Origin of the sequence: Ruegeria sp. (genome assembly GCF_965221235.1) — a bacterium.
GTDB lineage: Bacteria > Pseudomonadota > Alphaproteobacteria > Rhodobacterales > Rhodobacteraceae > Ruegeria.
On sequence record NZ_CBDCRS010000004.1, the window covers coordinates 2,213,307 to 2,233,917 of the forward strand.

Genomic DNA, 20,611 nt, shown 5'->3' on the forward strand with positions numbered 1-20,611 from the left:
CAGAGAGCCCCCCGAGAAGACCATGCCCGGCGACAACGTGTCGTTCGGCGTTGAGCTGATCGCGCCCATAGCGATGGAAGGCGGCCTGCGCTTCGCCATCCGCACGTCGCGCTACCCATTGCAAGTTGACAACAAAAATCTGCCGGCAAAAGCCATTTTTTATCAAGTGGTTGAGCTTAATATGTTTTGAGGCGTACCTTTTGCAGGCACGACTATTGAAATGGAACCTTAGCCTTTGAGTGATCCGAAGATACAAGCAGCCGAGTTATCCAAGAAAGCGAATGAGGCTTTGAAACTGGATTACGTTGAGGGCTACGGCTTAGCTGAATCCTTGTTCAGCCAAGCTTTTGAGTTGGATATTCAGCAACCGCTTGAAAAATCGCATGCGAGGCGTGCCACTGACTATGCATGGGTGCTCAAAGAGCAATCAAAATTTGACGAGGCGAGAAACGTACTTAACAAAACACTTAATAGAATTCCTCGTGCAAACGACACTGAGATTGCCATGGTTGTCGAATTGTTGGATTCGCTTGTGGCCTTGGAGTTGCAAGAAGGGAATCTGGAGATTGCCGAGGCAAAACTGAGTGAAGCCGTTGCTCTGGGGAACGAACTGGGTTCAGAACGCGGTTCTGCCGAAAACCGCAGGGAAAAGCGTTTGGCAGAGCTTCGATTTCAGTTGGGTAGACCCGGTGGTCTTGAGGCCGAATTGCTGGATAGTCTAACCTCGCACCGTTCCAATCCTGACAACGCTCCCAGCGCATATCAATCCGTTTTGGAGCGATATGTGGCAGTGCTACTTTCCCAGCGAAGATATGACGAAGCGGGATCGCTGATCCAAGAAGGTCGCGAGCATCGCGCTAAATTTCTTAGGTTCATCTCAGTGCCAGATCAATGGGATGCAATGGGTGCGACGGTACAATCTCGAATCCGGAACTCATAGTTGTATGGAGCTAAGCTAGTCGAATTTTTTCTGGGTTTTGTGATCCTTTGCGGCCAAACTCATTTCCCCCTTGCCAAACCCCACCAACCCCACTAATACGCGCGAGTTCTCAACTAAGAACGTCAAGGCGGGATGATTCCCGCCTTTTGGGTTCGATGAGGGTTGGCGATGCGCGTCTGTCCTCCTCTCAACCCCAACGCCTGATGAAAGGCTGTTAATATGCAAAGCCAAAACATCCGTATTCGGCTGAAGGCATTTGACTATCGCGTTCTGGATGCCAGCACGCAAGAGATCGTCAACACTGCCAAGCGGACCGGCGCGAACGTGCGCGGCCCGATCCCGCTGCCGAACAAGATTGAGAAGTTCACGGTTCTCCGTGGCCCTCACGTTGACAAGAAATCCCGCGACCAGTTCGAGATTCGCACGCACAAGCGTCTCTTGGACATCGTTGATCCGACCCCCCAGACCGTTGACGCGCTGATGAAGCTCGACCTCGCTGCTGGTGTGGACGTCGAGATCAAGCTGCAGTCGTAAGATCGGAGGGTATAGATTATGCGCTCTGGTATTATCGCAAAAAAAGTTGGCATGACCCGCCTGTTCATGGAAGACGGCAAACAGATCCCTGTGACCGTTCTTCACCTGGACAACCTGCAGGTTGTTGCACAGCGGACCGCTGACAAAGACGGCTACACCGCCGTTCAGCTGGGCGCCGGTGCTGCCAAGGCAAAACGCACCTCGAAAGCCATGCGCGGTCACTATGCCGCTGCCAAGGTTGAGCCCAAGCGTAAGCTGGCCGAGTTCCGCGTCTCCGAAGATGGCCTGATCGAAGTGGGTGCCGAGATTTCGGCGGAACACTTCCTGGAAGGTCAGAAAGTTGACGTTTCGGGCACCTCGATCGGTAAAGGCTTTGCTGGTGCGATGAAGCGCCACAACTTCGGTGGTCTGCGCGCCTCGCACGGTGTTTCGATCAGCCACCGTTCGCACGGTTCGACCGGTCAGTGTCAGGACCCGGGCAAGGTGTTCAAAGGCAAGAAGATGGCCGGTCACATGGGTGCTGCCCGTGTTACCACCCAGAACCTGGAAGTCGTCAAAACCGACGCCGACCGTGGTCTGGTCTTCATCAAAGGCGCCGTTCCCGGACCGAAATCGGGCTGGGTCACCGTCAAGGACGCCGTGAAGAAGAAAGCACCGGAAGGCCTGCCTTTCCCGGCTGCTGTGAAATCGGCTGCAACCGAAGCACCTGCGGAAGAAGCTCCCGCGGAAGGTGGTGAAGCATGAAACTTGATGTAATCAAACTGGACGGCGGCAAAGCCGGCGACATCGAGCTGAACGCCGATCTGTTCGGTCTCGAGCCGCGTGCGGACATCCTGCACCGTGTGGTCCGTTGGCAGCGCAACAACGCGCAGGCCGGCACCCACAAGGTCAAGACCCGCTCGGAAACCAGCTACTCGACCAAGAAGATCTATCGCCAGAAGGGCACCGGTGGCGCACGCCATGGTGACCGCAACGCGCCGATCTTCCGCAAGGGTGGTATCTACAAGGGCCCGACCCCGCGTTCGCACGGCCACGACCTGCCGAAAAAGTTCCGCAAGCTTGGCCTGCGCCACGCTCTGTCGGCCAAGGCCAAAGCAGGTGAACTGGTTGTGATCGAGAACGCCGAAGCCGAAGGCAAGACCGCCGCTCTGGCCAAACAGGTTGCAAACCTGGGCTGGAAGCGCGCTCTGGTCATCGACGGCGCGACCGTGAACGAAGGGTTCCTGAAAGCGTCCAAGAACATCGAAGGTCTGGATATCCTGCCGTCGATGGGCGCAAACGTCTATGACATCCTCAAGCGTGACACTCTGGTGCTCACCAAAGCGGCTGTCGAAGCACTGGAGGCTCGTCTGAAATGAGCGCGAAGGCAGAACACTACGACGTGATCCGCAAGCCGATTATCACTGAAAAGTCGACCATGGCGTCCGAAAACGGCGCGGTTGTCTTTGAAGTGGCGATCGACAGCAACAAGCCGCAGATCAAAGAGGCCGTTGAGGCGCTGTTTGGTGTGAAGGTCAAAGCGGTGAACACCACCGTGACCAAAGGCAAAGTCAAGCGGTTCCGTGGCCAGCTGGGCCGTCGGAAAGACGTCAAAAAAGCATATGTGACCCTGGAAGAGGGCAACACAATCGACGTGAGCACCGGTCTTTGATCCGACGCTTACTGCGACTATTTACGGCCTCGGCGGTTCAACCCGCCGGGGCCGATTTCGTTTCGGACCCAGAAACTGTGCGGGCACAGGTTCTTGGGCAGATGCGGGCGTTCAGCGCCGAGCCCTATTTTCAGATTGCCGATGAAAAGCTGGGGCTGTTGTCGGTGTTCGATGATCTGAAATATGACCGGGCGGATGTAGACATGATCTCTCCGGCGATGCGCAAGCATGTGGTCGGCAAGCTTAGCCCGCTGGGGTTCCGCCGGACCTCCGGCACGGTGCTGGAGCACTCCGAGGCCGACATGCGCGTGCACATCCCCAAGTTCCACGCCCTTGGCGCGTCGCCCTTCGACATCGCGCGCTATACCGACAAACGCCCGCAGGATTACTGCCTGCTGACGCCTACTCAGGTGGCTTGTCAGTACGTGGATCACTACGGGCTGGACGACGCGGTGCAACGGATCGAGGCATTGATCGCGAAGCACCCGATCAACCTGCTCAAACTGGCGGACTATCTGGAGGGCACACCCAAACACCGCGCCTTTCGTGAGGTGCTGGGTCATATCAAGCTCAAGCAACGGATTGCGGTGGAGTCAGAGCCGCTGTGCCGGAGACGGTCTTTGGGGTGAACGGTCAGCTAGTCTGCCGGAAAGAGGTCAAAAAGCAAATGTGACCTTAGAAGAGGATAACACCATCGGCGAGCCCACCGCTCTCTGATCGAACCCCTCTTTGGACAAAACGAAGCCCCCCCGGCGAAAGCGGGTTTTTTTTGCTCTACTGTTTGGTGCCGGTCCGCTCAGGTTGCCCCCTAGGCTGGGCCGGATTCTTTGTTCTCCGCTTCGATGAATGCCTGCCAGCCGTCGACAGCACCAAAGGCGCGCATCCTTTCATGCAGCATGGGGCCATAGATGGACCACATTTGCTTTCGCAGTTCTCGCCCCTTTTGAGTAATTTTCAGAACTTTCCCACGTCTGTCTGCGTTGAATTCGATCAGTTCAATCAGACCCTCAGTCGCAAGCCGCTTGCTTAGATGGGACAGGTTCGATTGTTCGAAGATGGTGTCATCTGCCAATTCATAGGGGCGCAATTGCCCTCCGTGCCGTTCCAGCGACCAAAGTAGATCGTACCATTTCAAAGGTGGCAAACCCGCTTCTTTCAAGGCTGCGCCGATATCCGACTGGATGCGTCGGGTGGCGCGGTTCATGGCAACCCATATCTCTGTCTCAAAATCTGTTGGCAGATCGTTCTTCACAACTCTGTGTTCACTCTCATTCTCATTGCGGTCTCCGGGCAATTCATTTAGATGAAAATTCATCTAAAATCCAGTTCCTGTCAGATGAAAAGGAATACCACCATGACCTTTAAGTCTATGATTGCCGCCGCAGCCCTGAGCGTTGCTGTTACACCGGTGTTTGCGCAGACCTATAAAACAGACCAAGGGCATACCGAAGTCCGGTTCGGTTGGAGCCACGCAGGCGTTTCGAACCAGCATGGTGAGTTCACCAAAGTAGAAGGCGTACTGGATCTGAACGCCGATGACGTAGAAGCCTCAACGCTGAACGTGACGATTGACACCAACAGTCTGGCGTCGGGGTTCGGGCCGCTGGATGATCACCTAAAGTCAGCCGATTTCTTCGAGGTCGAAACGTATCCCGAGATCACATTCGTCAGCACTGAGATCAAAAAGACCGGCGATACGACGGCGGATGTGACCGGCGACCTGACGATCCATGGCGTGACTAAGCCGGTGACCCTAAAAACCACGTTGACCCACCAGGGCCCGCATCCTTTGGGCGCTGCGCTCGAATACTATCAGGGAGATTGGGTGGCCTTTTCGGCAACGGCTGAGATCGACCACACAGAATTCGGCGTGGGGCCGTTTTCGACCGGACCGATCACCATCATGATTGATACCGAGATGAAGGCCGACGGATAAGGCCGCGTGTCCATCTGTCACTGATTGGCCCCGTCTTTGGACAGGGAAAAAGGCCTCCACGAAAGTGGGGGCCTTTTGCGGTGGGCTTGCAAACAACAAGGCAGGGTTCCCTTGCCCCAGTTCTGCCAATCCATGGCTGCTATCGGATCGCGCCTGCCACGGAACGTCAATTGAAGGCAAGTCTGCAATTGGGTATCAGTGGACGATGCCCGGCGCGCTTTCCTGAGCGTTCCGGGTTATCCAACAAGCTAAGAAGGCCCTTTATGCCGTTCAGCCAACTGAAACCTGACCTGCATCGCGATGCGAGTGTTGTTCCAGCAACGCGGTATACGATCACGGGGCCCCGCAAGTCTCCGACTGCGACGTCATCCCGGAACGTCCTGAACATCGTGAAAAAGGGACAGGTGAAACTGGAGGCCGAGGCTTTTGATAACCTGCACATCCACCACATAGACTCCAAGAACTCTGAGGTGTTCTGGTGCCGGTTGAAGGACAATACGGCGGTGTTGGATCAGAGCTTTTACTATCAGGCCATTCGGCAAAACGCGGTCGAAGGGTACGGGGTTCGTTTTGAAGACCTGATGCCGTGGCAGCGGCCGTTGCAAGCGAGGCCGGTTTTCATTTTCTCTATTGGGCGCTGTGGGTCCACGCTGTTTGCGAAAATCTGTCAGGTGGCTGGGCTGTTGACCTGGTCCGAGCCGGACACGTTTACCAACTTGGCTGTTGACGCCAGGTTGCAGGACAATCCGGCGAAATTCAGAATGCTGACACGGGTTGCCTTGACCGATCTTGCCGACAAAACGCTCGCTTCGGGCCGGTCCGATATGGGGATCAAGCTACGCTCGCACGTAACACCGATCTGCGAAGACCTGTGCGGGCATCACCCCGACGCAGTCTGTTTTTTCCTTGTACGCGAGCCTATAGCCTGGGCGAGATCCCGGTTCCGCCTCTGGGGCGCACGGCCATCCGATCAGGCGTTGGCGCTGAGCACTATGGTCGGGGATATGAGACTGGCAAAGGCACGCGGTCTCAATGTAAATGTCCTTAGCTATGACGCGTTGGTGGAAAACCCGCAGAAACAGGCGCAGAGAATCGCGCATGAGATCGGCGGGCCAGAGATCGACCCGAGCGCGCTTGAGGAAATTCTGGGGCAGGATTCTCAGGGCAACACAACCATCGGCCGGGCGTCCGGCAATCCGGTTCCTGACGATTTCAACGGTCGGTTCGTCAAGGCGCTGCGCACCCAAGCCCCGCATTTGCTGGAGCGTGATCCCGAAATGTGGCTGGATTGACGATATCGGCTGAGGCTGCTCAGTGGCCAGTCGTAGGCGGGCGGATGTGGGGTGCCCAAGAAAAAACGCCTTTGCTGTAGACGCCGGGCATTTGATCTGTTAGCAGGCTCCAATCTTACGGCCTCGGATTCGTTCCGGGGCCTCTGATATTTGTAACCGGGGACCTTCGGGGCCCTATACCCTTGGCACCTACGGGGGCCTATCACATAGCGGGGAAACTCCCTGCACTTGCTAAACGGAAGACAGAAAGCATGGCACTCAAGTCGTACAAGCCGACGACGCCGGGCCAGCGCGGGCTGGTGCTGATCGACCGTTCGGAGCTTTGGAAAGGACGTCCGGTCAAGTCTCTCACAGAGGGTTTGACCAAATCGGGCGGCCGGAACAACACCGGACGGATCACTTCACGCCGCCGCGGCGGTGGCGCAAAGCGTCTCTACCGGATCGTTGACTTCAAACGGAACAAATTTGATGTCGCGGCAACCGTCGAGCGGATCGAATATGACCCGAACCGGACCGCATTCATCGCACTGGTAAAATACGAAGACGGCGAGCAGGCCTATATCCTGGCTCCGCAGCGTCTGGCTGTTGGTGATAAAGTCGTGGCATCCGCCAAGGCCGACATCAAGCCGGGCAACGCAATGCCGTTCTCGGGCATGCCAATTGGTACCATCGTCCACAACATCGAGATGAAGCCTGGTAAAGGCGGTCAGATCGCACGTGCGGCCGGTACATACGCTCAGTTCGTTGGTCGCGATGGCGGCTACGCTCAGATCCGTCTGAGCTCGGGCGAGCTGCGCATGGTCCGTCAGGAATGCATGGCCACCGTTGGTGCTGTGTCCAACCCCGACAACTCGAACCAGAACCTCGGTAAAGCCGGTCGTATGCGCCACAAGGGCGTTCGTCCGTCGGTTCGTGGTGTTGCAATGAACCCGATCGATCACCCGCACGGTGGTGGTGAAGGTCGTACCTCGGGTGGCCGTACGCCGGTTACGCCGTGGGGTAAGGACACCAAGGGTAAGCGTACCCGCAACAAGAACAAAGCGTCCCAGAAGCTGATCATCCGCTCGCGGCACGCCAAGAAGAAGGGACGTTAATCTATGTCTCGCTCTGTTTGGAAGGGTCCTTTCGTCGATGCTTACGTGCTGAAAAAAGCCGAAGCAGCGCGCGAGTCGGGCCGCAACGAAGTCATCAAAATCTGGTCGCGTCGTTCCACCATTCTGCCCCAGTTCGTGGGTCTGACCTTTGGTGTGTACAACGGCCAGAAGCACATTCCCGTCAACGTCTCGGAAGACATGATCGGTCAGAAGTTCGGTGAATACTCGCCGACCCGTACCTATTATGGCCACGCCGCAGACAAAAAAGCGAAGCGGAAGTAAGTCATGGGCAAGGAAAAGAACCCCCGCCGCGTGGCTGAAAACGAAGCAATGGCGAAAACGCGCATGCTTCGCACCAGCCCGCAGAAACTGAACCTGGTTGCGCAAATGATCCGCGGCAAGAAAGTTGAGAAGGCTCTGACCGACCTGACTTTCTCGAACAAGCGTGTCGCGCAGGACGTCAAGAAGTGCCTGCAGTCCGCAATCGCGAATGCCGAAAACAACCACAACCTGGACGTTGACGAGCTGATCGTCGCCGAAGCATGGGTTGGCAAGAACCTGGTCATGAAGCGCGGTCGTCCGCGTGCCCGTGGCCGTTTCGGCAAGATCATGAAGCCGTTCTCGGAGATCACCATCAAGGTGCGTCAAGTTGAGGAGCAAGCCTAATGGGTCATAAAGTAAATCCGATCGGCATGCGCCTGCAGGTCAACCGCACCTGGGACAGCCGCTGGTACGCCGACACCAAGGACTACGGTGATCTTCTGCTGGAAGACCTCAAGATCCGTGAGTTCATCAACAAAGAGTGCAAGCAGGCCGGTGTTGCCCGTGTGATCATCGAACGTCCGCACAAGAAGTGCCGCGTTACGATCCACACCGCACGTCCCGGTGTCATCATCGGCAAGAAAGGTGCAGACATTGAAGTTCTGCGCAAAAAGCTTGCTCGTATGACCGACAGCGAACTGCACCTGAACATCGTCGAAGTGCGCAAGCCCGAGCTTGACGCGCAGCTGGTTGCCGAGTCCATCGCTCAGCAGCTGGAACGTCGTGTTTCGTTCCGTCGCGCGATGAAGCGCTCGGTTCAGAACGCCATGCGCATGGGCGCCCTGGGTATCCGGGTGAACGTCGCTGGTCGTTTGGGCGGCGCCGAAATCGCACGGACCGAGTGGTACCGCGAAGGCCGCGTGCCTCTGCACACTCTGCGTGCCGACATCGATTACGCACATGCCGAAGCGATGACTCCTTACGGGATCATCGGGATCAAGGTCTGGATCTTCAAAGGTGAGATCATGGAGCACGATCCGCAGGCACGTGACCGTAAAGCACAGGAACTCCAGGACGGCCCTGCACCTCGTGGTGCTGGTGGCGGTCGTCGCTAAGGAGGGAAAGATATGCTTCAACCAAAGCGTACTAAATTCCGCAAGATGCACAAAGGCCGGATCAAGGGTCTCGCCAAGGGCGGCTCTGATCTGAACTTTGGCACCTACGGCCTGAAAGCTCTTGAGCCTGAGCGTGTAACCGCACGCCAGATCGAAGCTGCACGTCGTGCCATGACGCGTCACATGAAGCGTCAGGGTCGTGTTTGGATCCGCATCTTCCCCGACACTCCGGTCACTGCAAAGCCGATCGAAGTTCGTATGGGTAAAGGTAAAGGTTCGGTCGACCGCTGGGCATGCAAGGTCAAGCCCGGCCGCGTGATGTTCGAGATCGACGGCGTCAATGACGACATCGCCCGCGAGGCCCTGCGCCTGGCCGCGATGAAGCTGCCGATCAAGACCCGCGTCGTGGTCCGCGAAGACTGGTAAGCCGGTCTTACCTGCCAATTCAGAAAACCCCGCCGATCCGGCGGGGTTTTTTGTTTTTTGAATAGTTTGGGTTAGGCTCAGTTCCAGCTCTCGATGTATCAGCAGAGCGCAAAACAGGGGTCCCAAATGGTTTCCAAGTCAGAGATTGAAACGATTGACGACGGCTTCTTTGCCGCACTGAATGCGATGTTTGAGGGTGACGTCGGACCGATGGAGGCGCTTTGGTCACATGCAGACGACGTCATCTACATGGGGCCGTCTACAGATCTGTTCCACGTCGGGTGGAAAGTCACGGACCAGGATTGGGTCGCACAGGGTCAGGCGCATCTGGGCGGGTCGATCAAAGTGCTAAATCGGCATGTGGTGGTAGGGGATGCGCTTGCCACTGTGCATCACGTCGCCGAGGCGTCGGGGCAGGGAGATGGGGCCAACATCCGGATGCGAGGCACGAATGTCTACCGTCACGAAAGTGGTGCGTGGAAGCTGATCGCGCATCACAGCGACCCGTTGCCTTATATTGATTTGTGACGGCTGTAGCAGTTTCCCGAATTTGAAGAGAGTTCCTCTATCGCACCTTGGTGCCAATTGGGGTAAGGGACGCCTATGGCACAGATTGAATCACTCTTCGTTACCCGTCTCTACCGCGCCGCTTTGTCCGAGTTCGATCCCAAGGTTGATGCGGGCGAGTTGGAAAGCTCCTGCCTTGTCATCGCCGAGGATGATGAGGCAGGACAGGAATGGTGCGAGGAAAACGGCTATCCCGGCTATACCAGCTATGCCTCACTGACCGATCTGCCCTGGCGGTTTCCGATCTTTGCCGATCTGGTCAAGGCGCTGGATCAGCACGTAGCGGCCTTTGCCAAAGATCTGGAGTTCGATCTGGGCGAGGGTGAGCTGAAGCTGGAGGACCTCTGGATCAACATCCTGCCAGAGGGTGGGATGCACTCCAGCCACCTGCACCCGCACAGCGTGATCTCGGGCACGACCTACGTGTCGATGCCGGAAGGGGCGAGTGCGTTGAAACTGGAAGATCCGCGTTCAGGCCGCATGATGGCTGCCCCGACGCGTCTGAAAGGTGGTCGGCGGGATTTGCAGTCGTTCATCTATATGAAGCCGCAGGTTGGTGATGTCCTGCTGTGGGAAAGCTGGCTACGCCACGAGGTGCCGATGAACATGGCCGAAGATGAGCGGATTTCGGTGAGTTTCAATTATAAGTGGGAATGAGGTTCTTTGGCCTTAGGAGGCTGTTTTTTGAAAACGGATTTCCGCGACTAGGTATTCGTACATTACAATTCTGACGACTATAAGTTCTTCGAAAGTGATTTGGTATCGGTATACATCACTCTGAACAATATCCCATTCGCCGGTATCAATCGAAAACCAATTTTGCGCTTCCTTTGGCAAGGAGTTGAGCGCAACCATTTCTATTGAACTACAATGCCACTGGCCCACTTCACGGATCGACAGAAACAAATGCCCGCGCGCGTTCTTCAAAACAGCACGTTGGAGGCGAACTTCGTTGGGAACCAGAGTAAGAACCGGTGGTTGTTTGTCCTCAATCTCAATAAGCTCTAGGAACTGGTCTTGGAGTTTGTGATTGCTGGCAATGACCTTTTCCAGTGATGAATGCTCGCTCGACACGCCATCAGACAGCATTAAGGCCAAAAAAAGCGGCCAGATACTCTTCATCGGGTGAAAAGCTTGCGTTGCAGTCCCTGCAAATTTTAAAAGTGGAGAGATTGTTGGGATAAGGGATGCGGAGAAGGCATTTGGAGGGAACGTGGTCTCTGCTGCGGTTGCGACGCGTGAGCCTTGTCCCGCAATGAATGCAGAGTGTATTCTCCATTCCGGCAACTTAGGCTCCGCGACTTTTGTTTTCAAAGTTTCTTTCGAGAATCTTCCTCTTGCCACCCACCCCCCAAACCCTTATACGGCGGCATCCTGCGGTCTCCCGGCGTTGTCGGGCGATTCGTATGTCTATCATTCATCCACCAGGTCCAAGGTGACCCTGTCAGGGGGCCTTCTGGTGTTTTGAGCAAAGGAAAAAGGCGATGAACGCCCAAGAACTGCGTGACAAGACCCCGGACCAGCTCCGCGAGGAACTGGCCAACCTGAAGAAAGAAAGCTTTAACCTGCGCTTTCAACAGGCAACCGGTCAGCTGGAAAACACAGCCGGCATCAAAGCGGCCCGCCGCAATGCTGCCCGCGTCAAAACCATTCTGAACCAAAAGGCCGCTGCTGCGGCATCCGAGGAGTAATCAGATGCCCAAGCGTATCCTGTCCGGCACCGTAACCAGCGACGCCAACGAACAGACTGTAACCGTATCCGTCGAGCGCCGCTTTACGCATCCGGTTCTGAAAAAAACCATCCGTAAGTCCAAGAAATACCGGGCTCACGATGAAAAGAACGCCTTCAAGGTCGGCGACACCGTACGCATCATCGAATGCGCGCCGAAATCGAAGACGAAACGTTGGGAAGTTCTGGAAGCGTAAGCCTCCGGGATTTTCCCATTTGTCGAAACCCTGGGGGATCTAACCAGACCAGCCCCCACAGGTCGGGAGAAACCACATGATCCAGATGCAGACCAATCTGGATGTCGCTGACAACTCCGGCGCACGCCGAGTTCAGTGCATCAAGGTCCTGGGTGGTTCCAAGCGTAAATACGCCTCCGTCGGCGACATCATTGTCGTCTCGGTGAAGGAAGCCATCCCGCGCGGCCGCGTAAAGAAAGGCGACGTCCGTAAGGCCGTCGTCGTGCGCACCGCCAAGGAAGTCCGTCGTGAAGACGGCACCGCGATCCGTTTCGATCGCAACGCCGCCGTCATCCTGAACAACAACAACGAGCCCGTAGGTACCCGTATCTTTGGCCCCGTTGTTCGCGAACTGCGCGGCAAGAACTTCATGAAAATCATCTCGCTGGCTCCGGAGGTGCTGTAATCATGGCTGCTAAACTCCGCAAAGGCGACAAGGTCGTCGTGCTGGCCGGCAAGGACAAGGGTAAAGAGGGAACCATTTCCTCGGTTGACCCCAAAGCCGGTAAAGCTGTTGTCGAAGGCATCAACATTGCCATCCGCCACACCCGTCAGACGCAGAACTCGCAAGGTGGTCGCCTGCCTCAGGCAAACCCGATCGAGCTGTCGAACCTGGCGCTGCTGGACAAGAACGGCAAAGCAACCCGCGTTGGCTTCCGTATGGAAGGCGACAAGAAGGTCCGCTTCGCCAAGACCACAGGGGACGTGATCGATGCTTGATTCCGCAACCTACACCCCGCGTCTGAAAGCTCAGTACGTTGAAACCATCCGTGCCGCTCTGAAAGAAGAGTTCGGCTACAAGAACGACATGCAGCTGCCCAAGCTGGACAAAATCGTTCTGAACATCGGTTGTGGTGCTGAGGCGGTCAAAGACTCGAAGAAAGCGAAAGCTGCCGTCGAAGATCTGACTGCAATTGCTGGTCAAAAGGCCGTTGCAACCAAGGCGAAGAAGTCGATCGCGGGTTTCCGCGTCCGTGAAGACATGCCGCTGGGCGCGAAAGTGACCCTGCGCGGTGACCGGATGTACGAATTCCTGGATCGTCTGATCACCATCGCGCTGCCGCGCGTTCGTGACTTCCGCGGTGTTAAGCCGTCTTTCGATGGTCAGGGCAACTTTGCCATGGGCATGAAAGAGCACATCGTGTTCCCGGAAATCGACTTCGACAAGGTCGACGAGGTCTGGGGCCTGGATATCGTAATTGCCACCACAGCGAAAACCGACGCTGAAGCGAAGAGCCTGTTGAAAGCATTCAACATGCCGTTCAACGCGTAAGCGCCGGGAGGATTGAGACATGGCTAAGAAAGCAATGATCGAACGCGAGAAGAAGCGCGAACGCCTGGTGGCCAAATATGCCGCAAAGCGTGCCGAGTTGAAAGAAATCGCGAATGACGAGAGCCGCCCGATGGAAGAGCGCTTCAAAGCGCGTCTGAAACTGGCGAAACTGCCGCGCAACAGCTCGGCAACCCGTCTGCACAACCGTTGTCAGCTGACCGGTCGTCCCCACGCTTACTACCGTAAGCTGAAGGTCAGCCGTATCGCGCTGCGCGAGCTGGGTTCTGCTGGTCAGATCCCCGGCATGGTGAAATCGAGCTGGTAAGGGAGACATAGATATGAATGATCCTATCGGCGATATGCTCACCCGTATCCGCAACGCGCAAATGCGCGGCAAGTCCACCGTTTCCACCCCGGCTTCCAAGCTGCGCGGCTGGGTTCTGGACGTTCTGGCGGACGAAGGTTACATCCGTGGCTACGAAAACACGACCGGTGAAAACGGTCATCCGGCCATCGAAATCAGCCTGAAATACTACGAAGGCACCCCTGTTATTCGCGAACTGAAGCGGGTCTCGAAACCCGGCCGTCGCGTCTACATGGGCGTCAATGACATCCCGCAGGTCCGTCAGGGTCTGGGCGTGTCGATTGTCAGCACTCCGAAAGGTGTGATGTCGGACGCAAACGCTCGCTCCAACAATGTTGGTGGCGAAGTGCTCTGCACCGTCTTCTAAGGAGGTCTGCAATGTCTCGTATTGGTAAAAAACCGGTCGAGCTGCCCAGCGGCGTTACCGCTTCTGTGTCGGGTCAGACCATCGAAGTCAAAGGTCCGAAAGGCACCCGTAGCTTCACCGCCACCGACGACGTTACGCTGTCGGTTGAAGACAACGTGGTCAAGATCGACCCCCGTGGCATGTCCAAGCGTGCTCGCCAGCAGTGGGGCATGAGCCGCACCATGGTTGCCAACCTGGTAACCGGTGTGACCGAAGGCTTCAAAAAAGAGCTGGAGATCCAGGGTGTTGGTTACCGGGCTCAGATGCAGGGTAACACCCTGAAACTGAACCTGGGCTACAGCCACGATGTTGATTTCACTGCTCCGGAAGGTGTCACCATCACCGCACCGAAGCAGACCGAGATCGTTGTGGAAGGTATCGACCAGCAGCAGGTGGGCGAAGTTGCGGCCAAAATCCGCGAATGGCGCCGTCCCGAGCCGTACAAAGGCAAGGGCATCCGCTACAAGGGCGAGTTCATCTTCCGCAAGGAAGGCAAGAAGAAGTAAGGACGCAGACAATGGCAAACAGCAAAAGAACCCTGTTTCTGAAGCGCCGCCTGCGCGTTCGGAACAAACTTCGCAAAGTCAACGCCGGCCGTGTACGCCTGTCGGTTCACCGTTCGAACAAGAACATCAGCGTTCAGCTGATCGACGACGTTCGTGGCGTGACCCTGGCCTCGGCCTCGACCCTGGAAAAAGACCTGGGCGTAGTTGGCAAGAACAACGTCGAAGCGGCCACCAAAGTGGGCGCGGCCATCGCCGAGCGTGCCAAGAAGGCAGGTGTCGAAGAGGCCTATTTCGATCGTGGTGGCTTCCTGTTCCACGGCAAGGTGAAGGCAGTTGCCGACGCCGCGCGTGAAGGTGGTCTGAAGATCTAAGACCTGCGGGCAGCTTGACGGCTGCCCCGATGATCCGGGGGCCTCGGCAACAGTCGGGGCTCACTTGGATTGAAGAAAACGGCGCCGTATGCGCCACATGAGAAAAGGGATGCCAAATGGCAGAACGTGAAAACCGTCGGGGCCGGGGCCGCGACCGTGAAGAAGCACCGGAATTTGCCGATCGTCTGGTCGCAATCAACCGCGTGTCGAAAACCGTAAAAGGTGGTAAGCGCTTTGGCTTCGCCGCTCTGGTGGTTGTCGGCGATCAGAAAGGCCGCGTCGGCTTTGGCAAAGGTAAAGCGAAAGAAGTACCTGAAGCCATCCGTAAGGCGACTGAACAAGCCAAGCGTCAGATGATCCGCGTGCAACTGCGCGAAGGTCGTACCCTGCACCACGACATCGAGGGCCGTCACGGCGCCGGTAAAGTGGTTATGCGCACCGCACCTGAAGGTACTGGTATCATCGCCGGTGGTCCGATGCGTGCTGTGTTCGAAATGCTGGGCGTCAAGGACGTTGTGTCCAAGTCGCTGGGCTCGCAGAACCCGTACAACATGATCCGCGCCACCATCAACGGCCTGCAGAAAGAGCAGAGCCCGCGTTCGGTTGCCGCACGTCGTGGCAAAAAGGTTGCTGACATCCTGCCCAAGCGGGACGAAGCACCGGCTGCTGCTGAAGCAGAAGCATAAGGAGAGCGACCCATGGCAAAAACCATCGTCGTCAAGCAGATCGGTTCTCCGATCCGCCGCCCCGCCGAACAGCGCGCAACCCTGATCGGTCTGGGCCTGAACAAGATGCACAAAACCCGTGAACTGGAGGACACCCCTTCGGTCCGCGGCATGGTCAACAAGATCCCGCATCTGGTAGAGATCATCGAAGAGCGTGGCTAAGCGCGACTTCTAGCGAACTAAAGAACGCCTCCGAATTTCGGGGGCGTTTTTTGTTGTCAAGTGCAGTTCATTCGTATTTAGGTGCTCGGGAAGAGCGATTTTTTCTCGAAAGTATTACTGTGCCCTCAAAGTTTTCTGATTACAGGCCAATTACTTGGAAGGAATGCCAAGGCGACAATGGTCTCATTGAATTTCCGGACAACATGGAAACCGTTCTCATTGATGAAGTTGTTGAGTTTCTTGAGACTCAAAGAGATCAATCGCTTTGGTATTCTATTATCTCCAATATGAACTACGACTACGGAGAGCCGGTAAGCCACGTTGCAGAATGGATGTTGCAACAGGATGATTGTGATGTTGCTATAGCGGTTCTTGCCTATAGCCTAATGTCAGGCGAGTATTTTTGCGGCGTTCAGCACGAAACTGAATGCTGTGTGTCTGTTGAATTTTTGAAGCCGTTGAGAATTATTGAAGCTCGTGAGACCACGCGACCCTTTAAGGAGAACGCGCTGAAGGTACCCAAGCGCGATTTGTACCTGTTTGATCAGTCAGAGATGTTGGAAATCAGTGTGAATGCGGCGGCACGTCTGGCGTCCAGTCAGGGGACAGGCACGAAAGTGACAGGGTTAATATCGGTTCCAGAGAACCTTCTTAAAACAGAGTTAAAAGGCACTGTTCCGCTATCAAGCTACGTAGCCTTCGATACTGGTCCGATGGTTGTGCCAATAGGGCAGTAATCTTGCCATTCCCACAACGCATACCGGCTAGACCGAAACTTCCGTTGTTAGCGGTATCGAACGCGCCTATCTGAGCCGTGTCCCAAACAGGAACAGAACAGAAATCATCGGAGAATACGCTCCGATCCAGAAAGGAATAAAGATATGGCTTATACAGCAACATCCACCCACGGCGGCTTTAACCTGATCGCTCGTTTCGCCGAGCTGGTCGCGAATGCAAAAGACGCCTACGCGCGCCGCGCAGAATTCAATCGCACTTATGCGGAACTGCAAGGCCTCAGCAATCGCGAGCTGGACGATATCGGCATCCGTCGCTGCGATATCAAAGACATCGCGCGGGACCACGTTTACTGCTCGTAACTTCTGACAGACCACCACTCACCCGAGAGGCGCCATTTGGCGCCTCTTTTGGTTTCAGATGTCGGTACAACACATCGCGGGTTAAATCTGTTCAGACCTGTTGAAGACGCGGGTGTAATCGGTCAAGGGACTAGAAACCGGCAGGAGGTATACTGCGAGGGGAGCGGCTGGAAGGGCAGGGCGACGTGCGGGAATATCAGATTGGGATGCTCTGGGTCGATGGCCCGCTGAGTTTTCTGGAGCAACTCTGTATCAAGTCGTTTCTGGATGTGGGCCAGCACGTGTGCCTTTATACCTATGGCGATGTGACCAACATTCCCGAAGGGACTGAGCAGCGCGACGCCCGAGAGGTTCTTTCAGACGAGAACATCCTAACCCATAAACGTACCGGCAGCCCTGCGGTTCACGCGGACAAGTTCCGATATCGTATGCTCGCGAAAGAACCGGATATGATCTGGGCGGACACGGATGCCTATTGCGTAAAGCCCTTCACCACCGAGAACGGGCATTTCCACGGCCACCTTGCCGCGAATGAGATCAACAACGGCGTGCTGCGCCTGCCGCAGGACAGCCCGACCCTCTACGATCTGATAGATTATACCGACAACCCATATCGCATCCCGCCATGGTTGCCTGCCGGGTTTCGACAAGATCTGATCCGCGATGCGCTGGCCGGTGAGCCCAAACATGCCGGAGAGATGCTGTGGGGTGTCTGGGGGCCACGGGCGCTGACCTGGCTGTTGCGGCAGAATGGCGAGGCGCAATTCTCGTTCCCGACTGATGTGCTGTACCCGATCTCGTTCAAGCACCGCCGGGCGCTGAGCAGGCCTTTTGCAAGGGCCGAGCGGTACCTGACGGATGACACGATGTCGATCCATTTCTACGGACGTCGCATGCGGTCGTTTATTCTGTATAAGTTCGAGGGCGTGCCGCACCCGGACAGCCTGGTCGGGTCTCTGGTGAAAAAGCACGGGATCGATCCGCATCTGGCCCCCATCCCGCCCCGGCACAAGCCCGAGGAAGACATGTCAGAAGACACCGGCTGAGGTGGGTATAATCGCATGGTCTTGCCAAGATCGGGCAACGGGCCTATACGCCTCCGGTGGACAAATGTCCGCGAGAATCAAAATCAAGAAATGCCGTGTTTGGCCCATCACGCTTCGGGGGTCACATCCGGCTTAGGAGAAGCGAAATGAAACTGAACGAATTGCGCGACAATCCTGGCGCCAACCCGAAACGCACACGCGTTGGACGTGGCCCCGGTTCCGGCAAAGGTAAAATGGGTGGCCGTGGTATCAAAGGCCAGAAATCCCGTTCGGGTGTGGCCATCAATGGCTACGAAGGTGGCCAGATGCCGCTGTACCAACGCCTGCCCAAGCGTGGCTTCAACAAGCCGAACCGCAAGGAATTCGCAGTCATCAACCTGGGCCTGATCCAGAAGTTCATCGACGCCAAGAAACTGGACGACAAAGCCGCGATCACCGAGGACGCGCTGGTTGCGTCCGGTCTGGTTCGTCGCAAACTGGACGGTATCCGTGTTCTGGCCAAAGGCGAAATCACCGCCAAGGTGAACCTGGAAGTTACCGGTGCTTCGAAAGCTGCTGTTGAGGCAGTTGAAAAAGCGGGCGGTTCACTTCAGGTCACAAAAGCTGCTGCGGCAGAGTAAGCGCTTGTGAGCGGGCAAAGACCCGCTTACATAGAGCACTAAGTTTTCCCAGACGCCGCCCGAGCCGGAAAACGGTTCTGGGCGGTGTTTTCATAAGAGAGACCGATTTATGGTATCAGCAGCAGAACAAATGGCAGCCAACACAAGCTGGTCTGCCCTTGGCAAAGCCACCGATCTGCGCAACCGCATCCTGTTTACGCTGGGTTTGTTGATCGTTTATCGCCTGGGCACCTTTATTCCGGTGCCGGGAATCGACGGACAAGCGCTGCGTGAGTTCATGGAACAGGCGGGGCAGGGCATCGGCGGCATGGTTTCGATGTTCACCGGCGGGGCGCTGGGGCGGATGGGTATCTTTGCCCTCGGCATCATGCCCTACATTTCAGCCTCGATCATCGTGCAGCTGCTGACATCTATGGTTCCCGCGCTCGAACAGCTCAAGAAAGAGGGCGAGCAGGGGCGCAAAAAGATCAACCAATACACCCGTTTCGGCACCGTGGCTTTGGCCACCGTTCAGGCCTATGGTCTGGCGGTTTCGCTTGAATCGGGCGATCTGGCGACCGATCCGGGCATGTTCTTCCGCATGTCGACCATGATCACTCTGGTCGGCGGCACCATGTTCCTGATGTGGCTGGGTGAGCAGATCACAGCGCGCGGCATCGGCAACGGTATCTCGCTGATCATCTTCGTCGGCATCATCGCCGAGGTCCCGGCCGCGCTGGCGCAGTTCTTCGCGTCGGGCCGTTCGGGTGCGATCAGCCCCGCCGTGATCGTTGGTGTGATCGTGATGGTTATCGCCGTAATTACTTTCGTGGTGTTCATGGAGCGGGCACTGCGCAAGATCCACATTCAATACCCGCGCCGTCAGGCCGGTATGAAGATCTATGAAGGCGGCTCCAGCCACCTGCCGGTCAAAGTCAACCCCGCGGGCGTGATCCCGGCAATCTTTGCCAGCTCGCTGCTGTTGCTGCCGGTGACGATCTCGACCTTCTCGTCAGGTGCGACCAGTGGTCCGGTGATGTCGTGGCTGCTGGCCAACTTTGGCCCCGGACAGCCGCTGTATCTGTTGTTCTTTGCGTCGATGATCGTGTTCTTCGCTTACTTCTATACGTTCAACGTGTCGTTCAAACCCGACGATGTGGCGGACAACCTGAAAAAACAGAACGGCTTTGTGCCGGGTATCCGTCCGGGCAAGAAAACCGCCGAGTATCTGGAATACGTGGTCAACCGCGTGTTGGTTTTGGGTTCGGCTTATCTGGCCGCGGTTTGTCTGCTGCCTGAAATCCTGAGGAACCAGTTCGCCATTCCGTTCTATTTCGGCGGCACCTCGGTTCTGATTATCGTCTCTGTGACCATGGATACGATCCAACAGGTCCAGAGCCACCTGCTGGCGCATCAATACGAAGGGCTGATCGAAAAGTCCCAGCTGCGCGGTAAGAGTAAGAAACGCGGCAGGAAGGGACCCGCTCGTCGATGAACATCATTCTTCTTGGCCCCCCGGGGGCCGGTAAAGGAACGCAGGCGCGTCACCTGGTTGAAACACGCGGCATGGTCCAGCTGAGCACCGGCGACATGCTGCGCGAGGCCAAGGACAGCGGCACCGAGATGGGCAACCGCGTGGCCGAAGTTATGGCCAAGGGCCAGTTGGTCACAGACGAGATCGTCATCGGCCTGATCCGCGAGAAGCTGGAACAGGGTGCCGAGGGTGGTTTCATCTTTGACGGTTTCCCCCGCACGCTGGCGCAGGCCGACGCGCTGGGGCAACTGCTCGACAGCACCGGCAACAGCCTGGATGCGGTGATCGAGATGGAAGTCGACGACGCAGCACTGGTTCAGCGCATTACCGCGCGGTCCACCTGTGGGGGCTGTGGCGAGGTCTATAACGACATCACCAAGCCGATCCCTGCGGATGGTAAATGCACCAATTGCGGCAAAGAGAATGACTTCAAACGCCGCGCAGACGACAATGAGGAAAGCCTCAAGACCCGTCTGATGGAATACTACAAAAAAACCTCGCCGCTGATCGGCTATTACTATGCCAAAGGTCAGCTCACCAAGGTCAATGGTCTGGGTGAGATCGAAGAGGTTCAGGGCGCAATTGCAGGTGTCCTTGACGCCTGACGCTGCGCTTGCAGGAATATGGGCTTGACGGCACTGCCAAAAGCCCATATCGACCCACATCCCTATGGGAATCACGATTGCGTGCGGGATTCGTTCAGCGCGCTTTTACCACCTCGTATAAATGCTGGACCCTCTGGCCTCA

At 56.5% G+C, this 20,611-nt stretch carries 34 protein-coding genes and 1 pseudogene; 33 read left to right on the forward strand and 2 right to left on the reverse strand.

What is annotated here, in order from left to right; translation table 11 throughout:
* Positions 1 to 4 precede the first annotated feature (4 nt).
* From ACOQOY_RS14220 to ACOQOY_RS14250, 7 genes and pseudogenes are all read left to right on the forward strand, one after another.
* Positions 5 to 190 (forward strand): annotated as a pseudogene (locus ACOQOY_RS14220) (hypothetical protein); the annotation flags it as partial.
* Between the two features lie 45 nt (positions 191 to 235).
* Complete coding sequence (locus ACOQOY_RS14225; protein ID WP_420586058.1) at positions 236 to 940, forward strand: hypothetical protein; 705 nt, start codon at positions 236 to 238, stop codon at positions 938 to 940.
* 219 nt (positions 941 to 1,159) lie between these two features.
* Complete coding sequence (gene rpsJ / locus ACOQOY_RS14230; RefSeq protein ID WP_008756422.1) at positions 1,160 to 1,474, forward strand: 30S ribosomal protein S10; 315 nt, start codon at positions 1,160 to 1,162, stop codon at positions 1,472 to 1,474.
* Between the two features lie 18 nt (positions 1,475 to 1,492).
* Complete coding sequence (gene rplC, locus ACOQOY_RS14235) at positions 1,493 to 2,218, forward strand: 50S ribosomal protein L3 (protein ID WP_170351686.1); 726 nt, start codon at positions 1,493 to 1,495, stop codon at positions 2,216 to 2,218.
* Complete coding sequence (rplD, locus tag ACOQOY_RS14240) at positions 2,215 to 2,832, forward strand: 50S ribosomal protein L4 (protein WP_068340788.1); 618 nt, start codon at positions 2,215 to 2,217, stop codon at positions 2,830 to 2,832. Before rplC ends, rplD begins: the two co-directional genes overlap by 4 nt.
* Positions 2,829 to 3,125, forward strand: coding sequence for a 50S ribosomal protein L23 (locus ACOQOY_RS14245; protein WP_008757532.1), 297 nt, complete (start codon positions 2,829 to 2,831; stop codon positions 3,123 to 3,125). The genes rplD and ACOQOY_RS14245 overlap by 4 nt, the downstream gene beginning before the upstream one ends.
* On the forward strand, positions 3,122 to 3,754 hold the full coding sequence (locus ACOQOY_RS14250) for a hypothetical protein (protein WP_420586059.1): 633 nt from the start codon (positions 3,122 to 3,124) through the stop codon (positions 3,752 to 3,754). Before ACOQOY_RS14245 ends, ACOQOY_RS14250 begins: the two co-directional genes overlap by 4 nt.
* Before the next feature lie 179 nt (positions 3,755 to 3,933).
* Here ACOQOY_RS14250 and ACOQOY_RS14255 read toward each other — a convergent pair whose 3' ends face one another.
* Positions 3,934 to 4,329, reverse strand: coding sequence for a MarR family winged helix-turn-helix transcriptional regulator (locus ACOQOY_RS14255; protein WP_420586060.1), 396 nt, complete (start codon positions 4,327 to 4,329; stop codon positions 3,934 to 3,936).
* A gap of 150 nt (positions 4,330 to 4,479) precedes the next feature.
* On the opposite strand from ACOQOY_RS14255, the gene ACOQOY_RS14260 reads away from it, so the two are divergent.
* The 9 genes from ACOQOY_RS14260 (at position 4,480) to ACOQOY_RS14300 (ending at position 10,473) form a co-directional block, all read left to right on the forward strand.
* Complete coding sequence (locus ACOQOY_RS14260; protein WP_420586061.1) at positions 4,480 to 5,061, forward strand: YceI family protein; 582 nt, start codon at positions 4,480 to 4,482, stop codon at positions 5,059 to 5,061.
* A gap of 263 nt (positions 5,062 to 5,324) precedes the next feature.
* Complete coding sequence (locus tag ACOQOY_RS14265) at positions 5,325 to 6,353, forward strand: hypothetical protein (RefSeq protein WP_420586062.1); 1,029 nt, start codon at positions 5,325 to 5,327, stop codon at positions 6,351 to 6,353.
* A 251-nt stretch (positions 6,354 to 6,604) separates the two neighbouring features.
* Positions 6,605 to 7,447, forward strand: coding sequence for a 50S ribosomal protein L2 (gene rplB, locus ACOQOY_RS14270; protein WP_008757664.1), 843 nt, complete (start codon positions 6,605 to 6,607; stop codon positions 7,445 to 7,447).
* A gap of 3 nt (positions 7,448 to 7,450) precedes the next feature.
* Entirely contained in the window at positions 7,451 to 7,729 is a 279-nt protein-coding gene (gene rpsS / locus ACOQOY_RS14275) for a 30S ribosomal protein S19 (RefSeq protein WP_005980699.1), read from the forward strand.
* A 3-nt stretch (positions 7,730 to 7,732) separates the two neighbouring features.
* A complete protein-coding gene (rplV, locus tag ACOQOY_RS14280; RefSeq protein ID WP_039538267.1) occupies positions 7,733 to 8,113 on the forward strand; it encodes a 50S ribosomal protein L22 in 381 nt (126 codons plus the stop codon).
* The gene (gene rpsC / locus ACOQOY_RS14285) at positions 8,113 to 8,823 is read left to right on the forward strand and encodes a 30S ribosomal protein S3 (protein ID WP_008758042.1); all 711 of its coding nucleotides are present in this window, start codon (positions 8,113 to 8,115) and stop codon (positions 8,821 to 8,823) included. Before rplV ends, rpsC begins: the two co-directional genes overlap by 1 nt.
* Before the next feature lie 12 nt (positions 8,824 to 8,835).
* Positions 8,836 to 9,249, forward strand: coding sequence for a 50S ribosomal protein L16 (rplP, locus tag ACOQOY_RS14290; protein ID WP_058283513.1), 414 nt, complete (start codon positions 8,836 to 8,838; stop codon positions 9,247 to 9,249).
* A 126-nt stretch (positions 9,250 to 9,375) separates the two neighbouring features.
* Entirely contained in the window at positions 9,376 to 9,777 is a 402-nt protein-coding gene (locus tag ACOQOY_RS14295; protein WP_420586063.1) for a YybH family protein, read from the forward strand.
* 75 nt (positions 9,778 to 9,852) lie between these two features.
* On the forward strand, positions 9,853 to 10,473 hold the full coding sequence (locus ACOQOY_RS14300) for a 2OG-Fe(II) oxygenase family protein (protein ID WP_420586064.1): 621 nt from the start codon (positions 9,853 to 9,855) through the stop codon (positions 10,471 to 10,473).
* Between the two features lie 12 nt (positions 10,474 to 10,485).
* Here ACOQOY_RS14300 and ACOQOY_RS14305 read toward each other — a convergent pair whose 3' ends face one another.
* Positions 10,486 to 11,130 (reverse strand): hypothetical protein, encoded by a 645-nt coding sequence (locus ACOQOY_RS14305; protein WP_420586065.1) that lies wholly within the window; start codon positions 11,128 to 11,130, stop codon positions 10,486 to 10,488.
* 170 nt (positions 11,131 to 11,300) lie between these two features.
* Here ACOQOY_RS14305 and rpmC point away from each other — a divergent pair, with 170 nt between their 5' ends.
* The 17 genes from rpmC (at position 11,301) to ACOQOY_RS14390 (ending at position 20,469) form a co-directional block, all read left to right on the forward strand.
* Complete coding sequence (rpmC, locus tag ACOQOY_RS14310; protein WP_039538276.1) at positions 11,301 to 11,507, forward strand: 50S ribosomal protein L29; 207 nt, start codon at positions 11,301 to 11,303, stop codon at positions 11,505 to 11,507.
* 4 nt (positions 11,508 to 11,511) lie between these two features.
* The gene (rpsQ, locus tag ACOQOY_RS14315; protein WP_008757253.1) at positions 11,512 to 11,742 is read left to right on the forward strand and encodes a 30S ribosomal protein S17; all 231 of its coding nucleotides are present in this window, start codon (positions 11,512 to 11,514) and stop codon (positions 11,740 to 11,742) included.
* 76 nt (positions 11,743 to 11,818) lie between these two features.
* Complete coding sequence (gene rplN, locus ACOQOY_RS14320; RefSeq protein ID WP_008757934.1) at positions 11,819 to 12,187, forward strand: 50S ribosomal protein L14; 369 nt, start codon at positions 11,819 to 11,821, stop codon at positions 12,185 to 12,187.
* Between the two features lie 2 nt (positions 12,188 to 12,189).
* A complete protein-coding gene (gene rplX, locus ACOQOY_RS14325) occupies positions 12,190 to 12,501 on the forward strand; it encodes a 50S ribosomal protein L24 (protein WP_420586066.1) in 312 nt (103 codons plus the stop codon).
* Positions 12,494 to 13,054, forward strand: coding sequence for a 50S ribosomal protein L5 (gene rplE, locus ACOQOY_RS14330; RefSeq protein ID WP_170356680.1), 561 nt, complete (start codon positions 12,494 to 12,496; stop codon positions 13,052 to 13,054). Before rplX ends, rplE begins: the two co-directional genes overlap by 8 nt.
* Before the next feature lie 19 nt (positions 13,055 to 13,073).
* Positions 13,074 to 13,379: a 30S ribosomal protein S14 gene (gene rpsN / locus ACOQOY_RS14335; protein ID WP_068340744.1), complete on the forward strand. Its 306-nt coding sequence runs from the start codon at positions 13,074 to 13,076 to the stop codon at positions 13,377 to 13,379.
* Between the two features lie 13 nt (positions 13,380 to 13,392).
* The gene (gene rpsH / locus ACOQOY_RS14340; protein ID WP_155148687.1) at positions 13,393 to 13,785 is read left to right on the forward strand and encodes a 30S ribosomal protein S8; all 393 of its coding nucleotides are present in this window, start codon (positions 13,393 to 13,395) and stop codon (positions 13,783 to 13,785) included.
* A gap of 11 nt (positions 13,786 to 13,796) precedes the next feature.
* Positions 13,797 to 14,330: a 50S ribosomal protein L6 gene (gene rplF / locus ACOQOY_RS14345; protein WP_170373361.1), complete on the forward strand. Its 534-nt coding sequence runs from the start codon at positions 13,797 to 13,799 to the stop codon at positions 14,328 to 14,330.
* 11 nt (positions 14,331 to 14,341) lie between these two features.
* Positions 14,342 to 14,701, forward strand: coding sequence for a 50S ribosomal protein L18 (gene rplR, locus ACOQOY_RS14350; RefSeq protein ID WP_039523386.1), 360 nt, complete (start codon positions 14,342 to 14,344; stop codon positions 14,699 to 14,701).
* Between the two features lie 116 nt (positions 14,702 to 14,817).
* On the forward strand, positions 14,818 to 15,387 hold the full coding sequence (gene rpsE / locus ACOQOY_RS14355) for a 30S ribosomal protein S5 (RefSeq protein ID WP_155148691.1): 570 nt from the start codon (positions 14,818 to 14,820) through the stop codon (positions 15,385 to 15,387).
* Positions 15,388 to 15,399: 12 nt separating this feature from the next.
* Positions 15,400 to 15,588 (forward strand): 50S ribosomal protein L30, encoded by a 189-nt coding sequence (gene rpmD, locus ACOQOY_RS14360; protein ID WP_008757946.1) that lies wholly within the window; start codon positions 15,400 to 15,402, stop codon positions 15,586 to 15,588.
* 53 nt (positions 15,589 to 15,641) lie between these two features.
* Complete coding sequence (locus tag ACOQOY_RS14365) at positions 15,642 to 16,325, forward strand: DUF4274 domain-containing protein (RefSeq protein ID WP_420586067.1); 684 nt, start codon at positions 15,642 to 15,644, stop codon at positions 16,323 to 16,325.
* A gap of 144 nt (positions 16,326 to 16,469) precedes the next feature.
* On the forward strand, positions 16,470 to 16,685 hold the full coding sequence (locus tag ACOQOY_RS14370; protein WP_420586068.1) for a DUF1127 domain-containing protein: 216 nt from the start codon (positions 16,470 to 16,472) through the stop codon (positions 16,683 to 16,685).
* Positions 16,686 to 16,870: 185 nt separating this feature from the next.
* Positions 16,871 to 17,731: a hypothetical protein gene (locus ACOQOY_RS14375; protein WP_420586069.1), complete on the forward strand. Its 861-nt coding sequence runs from the start codon at positions 16,871 to 16,873 to the stop codon at positions 17,729 to 17,731.
* Positions 17,732 to 17,877: 146 nt separating this feature from the next.
* Complete coding sequence (rplO, locus tag ACOQOY_RS14380) at positions 17,878 to 18,351, forward strand: 50S ribosomal protein L15 (protein WP_420586070.1); 474 nt, start codon at positions 17,878 to 17,880, stop codon at positions 18,349 to 18,351.
* Between the two features lie 109 nt (positions 18,352 to 18,460).
* Entirely contained in the window at positions 18,461 to 19,825 is a 1,365-nt protein-coding gene (secY, locus tag ACOQOY_RS14385) for a preprotein translocase subunit SecY (RefSeq protein ID WP_420586071.1), read from the forward strand.
* On the forward strand, positions 19,822 to 20,469 hold the full coding sequence (locus tag ACOQOY_RS14390) for an adenylate kinase (protein WP_420586072.1): 648 nt from the start codon (positions 19,822 to 19,824) through the stop codon (positions 20,467 to 20,469). The genes secY and ACOQOY_RS14390 overlap by 4 nt, the downstream gene beginning before the upstream one ends.
* The last annotated feature ends 142 nt before the right edge of the window (positions 20,470 to 20,611 follow it).

Bases quoted from the DNA above. Each gene is read 5' to 3' on its own strand.
- rpsJ (WP_008756422.1), top strand. From the start codon at position 1,160: ATGCAAAGCCAAAACATCCGTATTCGGCTGAAGGCATTTGACTATCGC.
- rplC (WP_170351686.1), top strand. From the start codon at position 1,493: ATGCGCTCTGGTATTATCGCAAAAAAAGTTGGCATGACCCGCCTGTTC.
- rplD (WP_068340788.1), top strand. From the start codon at position 2,215: ATGAAACTTGATGTAATCAAACTGGACGGCGGCAAAGCCGGCGACATC.
- ACOQOY_RS14245 (WP_008757532.1), top strand. From the start codon at position 2,829: ATGAGCGCGAAGGCAGAACACTACGACGTGATCCGCAAGCCGATTATC.
- ACOQOY_RS14255 (WP_420586060.1), bottom strand. From the start codon at position 4,329: ATGAACCGCGCCACCCGACGCATCCAGTCGGATATCGGCGCAGCCTTG.
- ACOQOY_RS14260 (WP_420586061.1), top strand. From the start codon at position 4,480: ATGACCTTTAAGTCTATGATTGCCGCCGCAGCCCTGAGCGTTGCTGTT.
- ACOQOY_RS14265 (WP_420586062.1), top strand. From the start codon at position 5,325: ATGCCGTTCAGCCAACTGAAACCTGACCTGCATCGCGATGCGAGTGTT.
- rplB (WP_008757664.1), top strand. From the start codon at position 6,605: ATGGCACTCAAGTCGTACAAGCCGACGACGCCGGGCCAGCGCGGGCTG.
- rpsS (WP_005980699.1), top strand. From the start codon at position 7,451: ATGTCTCGCTCTGTTTGGAAGGGTCCTTTCGTCGATGCTTACGTGCTG.
- rplV (WP_039538267.1), top strand. From the start codon at position 7,733: ATGGGCAAGGAAAAGAACCCCCGCCGCGTGGCTGAAAACGAAGCAATG.
- rpsC (WP_008758042.1), top strand. From the start codon at position 8,113: ATGGGTCATAAAGTAAATCCGATCGGCATGCGCCTGCAGGTCAACCGC.
- rplP (WP_058283513.1), top strand. From the start codon at position 8,836: ATGCTTCAACCAAAGCGTACTAAATTCCGCAAGATGCACAAAGGCCGG.
- ACOQOY_RS14295 (WP_420586063.1), top strand. From the start codon at position 9,376: ATGGTTTCCAAGTCAGAGATTGAAACGATTGACGACGGCTTCTTTGCC.
- ACOQOY_RS14300 (WP_420586064.1), top strand. From the start codon at position 9,853: ATGGCACAGATTGAATCACTCTTCGTTACCCGTCTCTACCGCGCCGCT.
- rpmC (WP_039538276.1), top strand. From the start codon at position 11,301: ATGAACGCCCAAGAACTGCGTGACAAGACCCCGGACCAGCTCCGCGAG.
- rpsQ (WP_008757253.1), top strand. From the start codon at position 11,512: ATGCCCAAGCGTATCCTGTCCGGCACCGTAACCAGCGACGCCAACGAA.
- rplN (WP_008757934.1), top strand. From the start codon at position 11,819: ATGATCCAGATGCAGACCAATCTGGATGTCGCTGACAACTCCGGCGCA.
- rplX (WP_420586066.1), top strand. From the start codon at position 12,190: ATGGCTGCTAAACTCCGCAAAGGCGACAAGGTCGTCGTGCTGGCCGGC.
- rplE (WP_170356680.1), top strand. From the start codon at position 12,494: ATGCTTGATTCCGCAACCTACACCCCGCGTCTGAAAGCTCAGTACGTT.
- rpsN (WP_068340744.1), top strand. From the start codon at position 13,074: ATGGCTAAGAAAGCAATGATCGAACGCGAGAAGAAGCGCGAACGCCTG.
- rpsH (WP_155148687.1), top strand. From the start codon at position 13,393: ATGAATGATCCTATCGGCGATATGCTCACCCGTATCCGCAACGCGCAA.
- rplF (WP_170373361.1), top strand. From the start codon at position 13,797: ATGTCTCGTATTGGTAAAAAACCGGTCGAGCTGCCCAGCGGCGTTACC.
- rplR (WP_039523386.1), top strand. From the start codon at position 14,342: ATGGCAAACAGCAAAAGAACCCTGTTTCTGAAGCGCCGCCTGCGCGTT.
- rpsE (WP_155148691.1), top strand. From the start codon at position 14,818: ATGGCAGAACGTGAAAACCGTCGGGGCCGGGGCCGCGACCGTGAAGAA.
- rpmD (WP_008757946.1), top strand. From the start codon at position 15,400: ATGGCAAAAACCATCGTCGTCAAGCAGATCGGTTCTCCGATCCGCCGC.
- ACOQOY_RS14370 (WP_420586068.1), top strand. From the start codon at position 16,470: ATGGCTTATACAGCAACATCCACCCACGGCGGCTTTAACCTGATCGCT.
- rplO (WP_420586070.1), top strand. From the start codon at position 17,878: ATGAAACTGAACGAATTGCGCGACAATCCTGGCGCCAACCCGAAACGC.
- secY (WP_420586071.1), top strand. From the start codon at position 18,461: ATGGTATCAGCAGCAGAACAAATGGCAGCCAACACAAGCTGGTCTGCC.
- ACOQOY_RS14390 (WP_420586072.1), top strand. From the start codon at position 19,822: ATGAACATCATTCTTCTTGGCCCCCCGGGGGCCGGTAAAGGAACGCAG.